The organism is Nocardia vaccinii NBRC 15922, from assembly GCF_001613305.1.
Lineage (GTDB): Bacteria > Actinomycetota > Actinomycetes > Mycobacteriales > Mycobacteriaceae > Nocardia > Nocardia vaccinii.
In genome coordinates, this window is record NZ_BDCC01000088.1 from 26,110 (window position 1) to 33,091 (window position 6,982).

At 58.5% G+C, this 6,982-nt stretch carries 4 protein-coding genes; 3 read left to right on the forward strand and 1 reads right to left on the reverse strand.

Annotated features, from left to right (window positions below; genetic code table 11):
* Positions 1 to 383: 383 nt before the first annotated feature.
* The 3 genes from hsdR to NV1_RS44295 all read left to right on the forward strand — a co-directional run bounded on the left by hsdR (position 384) and on the right by NV1_RS44295 (position 5,649).
* Positions 384 to 2,849: an EcoAI/FtnUII family type I restriction enzme subunit R gene (gene hsdR, locus NV1_RS39690; protein ID WP_084526598.1), complete on the forward strand. Its 2,466-nt coding sequence runs from the start codon at positions 384 to 386 to the stop codon at positions 2,847 to 2,849.
* A gap of 71 nt (positions 2,850 to 2,920) precedes the next feature.
* The gene (locus tag NV1_RS39695; RefSeq protein WP_084526600.1) at positions 2,921 to 4,504 is read left to right on the forward strand and encodes a class I SAM-dependent DNA methyltransferase; all 1,584 of its coding nucleotides are present in this window, start codon (positions 2,921 to 2,923) and stop codon (positions 4,502 to 4,504) included.
* A complete protein-coding gene (locus NV1_RS44295; RefSeq protein WP_157117705.1) occupies positions 4,501 to 5,649 on the forward strand; it encodes a restriction endonuclease subunit S in 1,149 nt (382 codons plus the stop codon). The genes NV1_RS39695 and NV1_RS44295 overlap by 4 nt, the downstream gene beginning before the upstream one ends.
* Here NV1_RS44295 and NV1_RS39700 read toward each other — a convergent pair.
* Positions 5,633 to 6,982, reverse strand: a 1,350-nt coding sequence (locus NV1_RS39700) for a GmrSD restriction endonuclease domain-containing protein (protein WP_157117706.1), incomplete at its 5' end; no start/stop codon positions are given. The two genes, NV1_RS44295 and NV1_RS39700, sit on opposite strands and share 17 nt — an antisense overlap.

Below are 6,982 nucleotides of genomic sequence, written 5' to 3' on the forward strand. Positions count from 1 at the left end.
ATGCTCACCACCGCGCCCACGCACCACCAGTCCGTGCCCGGCCTTTTTTAGCACCTCGGGATCCTGATCCGCCGACACCAGAAGCTTGTACCCGTTGTGCTGGAGCAGTCGCGCCAGCACTTCCTCCAAAACGATCCCTCACAACGCTTCGCGACCGATCATCACGACTCCCTCCCCGAATCCGCAAGGCACCCACAGTAGTTCGTCACCGGCCACGAGGCCCAGCAACCGGCAACACAACGCACAACAGGGCATGAGGGGCAGCTCCTCCGGTGCGGTTTGAGCACCGAGACCAACCCATCGAGCCTGTGGATTGAGGACCGCCATCTCGGTGATTGTCGATCTAGGTGGCGGGCCCGGCGCTAGTCGGATATGAAGGAGAAGTGTCTACTCTGCCTGCGGGGCGCACCGAGGCCGAAACCCGGGCCGATTTGATCGATCCTGCATTGCTGCAGGCGAACTGGGACGAGACCCAGATCAACACGGAGTTCTTCATCGGCGACGGTCAGATCGTGGACGCTGGGGGGATCGCCTACCGCACCAGCCGCCTTCGAGCCGACTATGTGCTTGAGCGTGAGCCGGGATTCCCGATTGCGGTTGTGGAGGCGAAGCGAGAGGACGAGCCTGCCGCGACCGGAGTTGAGCAGGCCAAACGGTATGCGCGCGGCCTAGCGCTCCCGTTCGCCTACGCTACCAACGGTCACGAGATCCGCGAGATCGATATGACGGCGGGTACGGAAACAGTAGTCAGCGGTTTTCCGTCGCCCGACGAGTTGTGGGAGCGGTTTGTCGCTGCCAAGAGCTTGGACAACGAGCTAGCGATGAGGTTTCGGCGCACTCCATTCAGCCAGGCACTGACCAATTACGATGGCACGATCAAACGGCCGCGGTACTACCAGAAAGCAGCGATCGACGAAACGCTGAGGACAATCGCGGCCGGTGAGAAGCGCATCCTGCTCACCCTGGCCACCGGAACGGGGAAGACGTTTCTGGCGTATCTGCTGTGCGCCAAGCTATGGGACGCCCAGTGGCCAACAGGGCAGGGCAGACCGCGTGTGCTCTACTTGGCCGACCGCAACATACTGGTGGACCAGCCGAAAGACGAGTACTTCATCCCAGGATTCGGCCAAGAGGCTGTATGGAAGTTGGGCGAGGGAAAAGTGGTGACAAGTCGTCACTTCTACTTCGCGCTCTACCAGTCGCTGGACCAGACCCGCGCCGACGACGCGCTGTTTCTTCAGTACCCTCCGAACTTCTTCGATCTGATCATCGTCGATGAGTGCCACAGGGGGTCGGCCGCCGCAGATTCCGCATGGCGAGAGATCTTGGAGCATTTCGAACCGGCTGTGCAAGTCGGTATGACCGCGACCCCTCTCGATGACGCGAACCGCAGCACCTACGAGTATTTCGGCGACCCCGTTTACACCTACTCCCTAGGGGACGGCATCCGTGACGGCTACCTCGCTCCATACCGCGTGCGAAAGATCCAACTGAACGTCGATATCACCGGCTGGCAACCAGAACCGGGCCAGCTCGACCGGTACGGTCGTGAGATTCCGGACAAGGTGTACGGGCGCCGAGAGTACGAGCGCCTGCTCGCACTGACCGAGCGCACCAAAGAGGCCGCGCGTGCGTTGACCGAGCACTTGCGCAGAACCGACCCAATGGCGAAGACGATCGTATTCTGCGAAAACATCGACCACGCGGGACGGATGCGCGAGGCGATGGCTAATCTCAACAGTGACCTGGCGGGCCCGCAGAACGACTACGTATTCCGCATTACCGCTGCGGATGGGCCCGCCGGAGCTGCCATGCTGTCGGTGTTCCGCAAGGTCGACACCGAGCGTCCAGTAGTCGCAATATCATCCCGGCTACTGAGCACCGGCGTAGATCTGCCGACGGTACGCAACGTCGTGCTATTCCGAATCATTGGCTCAGTGCCCGAGTTCAAGCAAATCATTGGTCGCGGTACTCGACTGTTCGAAGAGGATGGAAAGCTGTCCTTCGACATCATCGATTTCACCGACGCCACAAGACATTTCAGTCGTCCAGACTTCGATGGCGTGCCCCTCGGACGCCCCACCGTGTCGATCACCAACACACAAGGCCACCTCGTCAATATCGATCTACCAGACCCGGACTCCCCCGAGGAGCCCGAAGAAAGCTCCGCTGTGGCGGCCGAACCCCCGCCGACACCCCCAGTTTCACCTCCTGGCTCACAGCACAGCCAGACGGTGACAGACCCACTACAGGCCGCGAGAATACGCCAGAGCCGAGAGCGCTACTACGTCGATGGAGTCGAGGTCTTCGTCTTCAACGAGTCGTTGTACATCCTCAACAGCGGAACTCAGGAGTTGAGGCTGACTGAGTACCGTCAATGGGTCGGCGAGCAAGTACGCCGACTGGACTTGACTCCTACCAACCTACGTGCCCGATGGGCCCGCGCTGTCACCCGCCGCGAACTGAATAAGGCGTTTCGGGCCGCCGGGATCGGTACCGAACAGATCTACCGACACTTCGGGCATGAGGATGTCGATGAAGTCGACCTGCTGCTGAACCTCGCTTACAACACAGCATTGGTCACCCGCAGCGAGCGTGTCACCCGAGTCCGCCAAGAGCACAAGGCGTTCCTCGATGGCTTCGCCGCGGAGGCCAGGGAGATCTTGGAGATGCTCTTGGACAAGTACGAGCAGTCCGGAATAGAGGAGCTTTCCGCGAAGGCGTTGAAGACCCCCACCTTCGCCGGGATGGGCGGAGTGATCAGTCTCGCAGCGCGTTTCGGCGGCGGCAGCGAGCTACACCATGCGCTGGACGATCTGACCGCCCGCCTGTACGACATCGCGAACTGACCCGTAGTGTGGTGCCCCCATGGGGGCCACCGCGCGCTGGCGCGACCGAACACAGTGGGAGCCGGGAGAGGATGACAGAGGAAAGCCAAGGCCAGTTGTTCGTAACAGAGTCGGGGACGGCCCGTAAGCGCAAACCAAGGAAATCCGCGCCCCGCAAACAAACAACCCCGAAATCAGCCCCTGCTCGTCTAGCGGCTATTGTCAAATCGGCTCGCGACATCATGCGTACCGACGAGGGGTTGAACGGCGACCTCGACCGCCTTCCTCAGCTGGCCTGGCTGCTCTTTCTTCGTTGTCTGGATGCCAAAGAGGATGAACGAGAGATCCTCGAAGGCGAGGCGTTCCGACCCGCAATAAAGCCCGAGTACCGGTGGAAGGCGTGGGCGGTGGACCGTCGTGACCTAACCGGTCCAGAGCTGATTGAGTTCATCAACACCAAGTTGCTGCCCTATCTGGCCAATTTGGAGAAAGAGATCGACGACCACGACCGTGTTGGCTTCGATCCGCGTCTCGTGATTTCGTCGGTATTCAAGGACCTGACCAACCGCATGCGCAACGGCTTCCTCCTGCGGGACGTGATCGACCTGATACACAAGGTCGACTTCACCCACCAGGACGATGTCCACACCATGGCGGCCCTGTACGAGGGAATGCTCCGCGAGATGCGCGACGCAGCCGGCGACTCGGGAGAGTTCTATACGCCTCGCCCAGTCATCCGGTTCATGGTGCAGCAGATGTACCTCGAACTCGGCGAATCTATCCTCGATCCCGCCTGCGGTACAGGGGGGTTCCTCGTCGAGGCCCTCACCGAACTCGGCCCCAAAGCAATGGGTACCCGACTGCTCGACGAACTGCATGCAAACCTGCGCGGCATCGAGAAAAAGTCCTTACCGTTCCTGCTGTCGAACATGAATCTGTTGCTCCACGATGTCCCCCAACCACATATTTTGCGGGCTAACGCCTTGGTCGAGATGCGTAAGGAGGTTGGCGCTTCATCCAAGGTCCACGTCATTTTGACCAACCCACCGTTCGGTGGCGAAGAGGAGAAGTCAGTCAGCGACGCCTTCGACGCCGGCTTTCAGAGCCGAGAGACCGCGTGGCTCTTCCTGTACGCCATTCTCGATAAACTCAAGCATGGTGGACGCTGCGGCATCGTGCTTCCAAATGGCGTCCTGTTCGGCAATGATGCGGTAGCCGCCAAGATCAAAGAACGGTTGCTGACTGAATGCAATTTGCATACTGTCATTCGTCTGCAGCAAGGAATTTTTGCCCCTTATACCGATATTCCTGCGAATCTGTTGTTCTTCGAGAAAGGAATTCCGACAGCCGAGACTTGGTACTATGAACTCCCACTGCCAGAGGGGCGACGTTCTTATACCAAGAGCAAGCCGCTGTCCTTCGATGAGTTCGCCGAATGTCGGGAATGGTGGGGCGGTCCCGATCGCGCGGGCCGCGAGAAGACTCCTCAGGCGTGGTGCGTTCCCATTGAAGATCTCAGGGAGCGCCGTTATAATCTCGATTTGACCAACCCTAACAGTGCCGATCAGGCTGTTAATCACGATCCCGCTGATTTAGTTGCAAACCTCATCCAGACAGAACGCGAGATCCTCGGCCTATTGGAAGATCTGCAGAAGGAACTGGGTGTCGGCAAATGAGCTACCCGGATCGACCGCTGGGTGATGTACTTGAGCTTGTATGCGATGCTGTCGAAGTCCGGGCAGAAGATACCTACAAGATCGCTGGCGTCTACAGCTTCGGACGCGGGTTATTCGAGCGTGCACCGATCTCGGGTTCACAGACTCAATATCGCCACCTACATAGACTTCATGCGGGAACGGTCGTTCTTAGCAAACTGAAGGCTTTTGAAGGCGCGATAGCAGTGATCGGAGAAGAATTTGACGGCAGATACCTGTCACCGGAGTTCCCGACCTTTATAATCGATAGCACAGCGTCTGATGCGCGCTATATACACTACCTATGCGCTTGGCGTCCGCTATGGGCGCGGCTTGCCCAAAAATCGACCGGAATTGGATCGCGCCGTGAGAGAGTCAGCCCAAGGCAGCTGAAGGAAACTCTCGTCCCGCTTCCGGACCTGGCCGAGCAGCATCGTGTCGCCGTAAAGCTCGACGCGGCGATGGAAAAGCTCGCTCGGGCGAGCAGACTTCGGAAGTCTGCACAGGCGTCCTATGACGCACTTCGAGAATCATTGATTACGGACGCTTCGAACTCGACACTGCGAAACGTAGGCTCTGTAATGAAATTGAAACGACGCGCAGTTTGTGTTGAGCCGGGCAATCTCTATCGAGAGATCGGTCTGCGATCATTTGGCAATGGAGTCTTTCATAAGCCCGCCGTCACGGGAGAGTCATTGGGCGCAAAAAAGATATTTTCAATCGAACCAGGCGACTTGTTGTTCAGCAGTGTGTTCGCCTGGGAGGGAGCAGTGGCCCGCGCATCCGAAGCCGAACGGGGACGAGTTGGCTCGCATCGGTTCATGACATATGTAGTCGATCAGACGCTGGCTAGCCCGGACTATTTACGATTCTTGTTTCTCAGCGCGTGCGGTCTCGAAGTTCTTCGCCGCTGCTCGCCGGGCGGGGCTGGACGTAACAAGACGCTCGGAATAAAGGCGTTCGAAGCCGCTCAGATCCCGCTGCCCTCCTTGAGGGAGCAACAGCGGATCGCCAATATATTGCTGACTGCAGAGCGTGTCTCTCGACGTCTAAGTACCGAGTATGAGCAACGTGCCGAAACATTGCGGGTGTCATTGCTTGACTCGGCCTTCACGGGGATGTTGTAGAAGCAGAGATATCGCCGACTAGGTCCCTCGCTCGATCACAAAGCAAAGAAGCCCTCTCTGTGAGGAATGTATCGTAGTCGTTGACCAGCGCAGCGTCGAACGCTGCGGATGGGATTAGGCTGGCCGCACAATATCGACGGATGGCGCTCTCACCATGCATGTCGATGAGGTCCTGCAGATACTCCGAGGGACGCTCATCTGAGATATGGATATTCGTGATCGACGTCAGCATGATGATGTTCGCGACCGAATTAATCGCCGCATCGCTGTAGCCCTGTTTCTTCAGGTATGCCTGCGGAAAGAAGTGGTGATATTCTTTGTCGTTACTCCACGAGAGCGCTTTACCTACGTCTATGGGACGACCGGAACGGAGATCCACCGGTCGTTCCCGTGCGAGCATAAGCGCATGGGCCTTTGAGAAGGCAGCGCCCTGACGAAATCGGGTCTTCTGCCATGTATCGGCGGTTGGCATACTGGCAACCGATGGAAATTCGGTAACAGTACCGGCTGCAAACGCCCGGACCGAGTCGCGGGTAGCGACCATCTGCCGACCAGACCAGCCGCCGAAGTAGCCGGTGAATGACGTTCGCCAGAACCAGCGTTCAAGCGCAGCGATCTGCACGGGTGTCGTCTTGTCGATGCGGTGGAAAAGGTCAGCCAGAACGGTGAATTGGTTCTGGTACGGCAACGCTACGGCGCTCGGCATGCCGATGTCTGTAGCGAGGAAGTCAGCCGCACGACGCGCTCCCTCCGATGCCTTTTTGATGATCTCGCGCAGATCGGTTGCGCTGTGCTGGCGAAGCTTGTCTATATCCTCACGGTCGTAGCCGTGTCCGGCAGCCGCAGCAATGACACGGAGCAAAGTCGGCGGCTCGACGGTGTCGAACCGCTTGGGTGCAAGACTGATTGATGCGTCCTCAAGGAGATCCGCCAAATCGAAGTCTCGAGTCCAGGTAGCAGCGCGAATAAGGTCTGCGATAGTGAGCGTTGTCGCAGTGCTGTTGATCCGCTCGAAAACTCGCGCCACCTCATCGATGTCCATGTCCTTGATGGTGGCAACCGCGATCTTATAGTCCTGGAAACGCCTGTACAGCCTGTCAGCCCGGTCCTGGTATTGATCGAGATTAACTCCCGGGCACCGGAAGAAGGCTGCCCCGTCCGCGAGCAGGCGCGCGGGGATCTGGTGGACAGGGGGGTCGTCGAGTGTGGCGGTGTGCGAGAACTCCTCGGATTCAAGGTCGTAGACAATATTCCAGTAACTACTGGCATCACCTTCAGGTGTCCAGTACAAGGCTCCGCAGATCGTAGACAATCGTTGCTGTCCGTCGAGCAG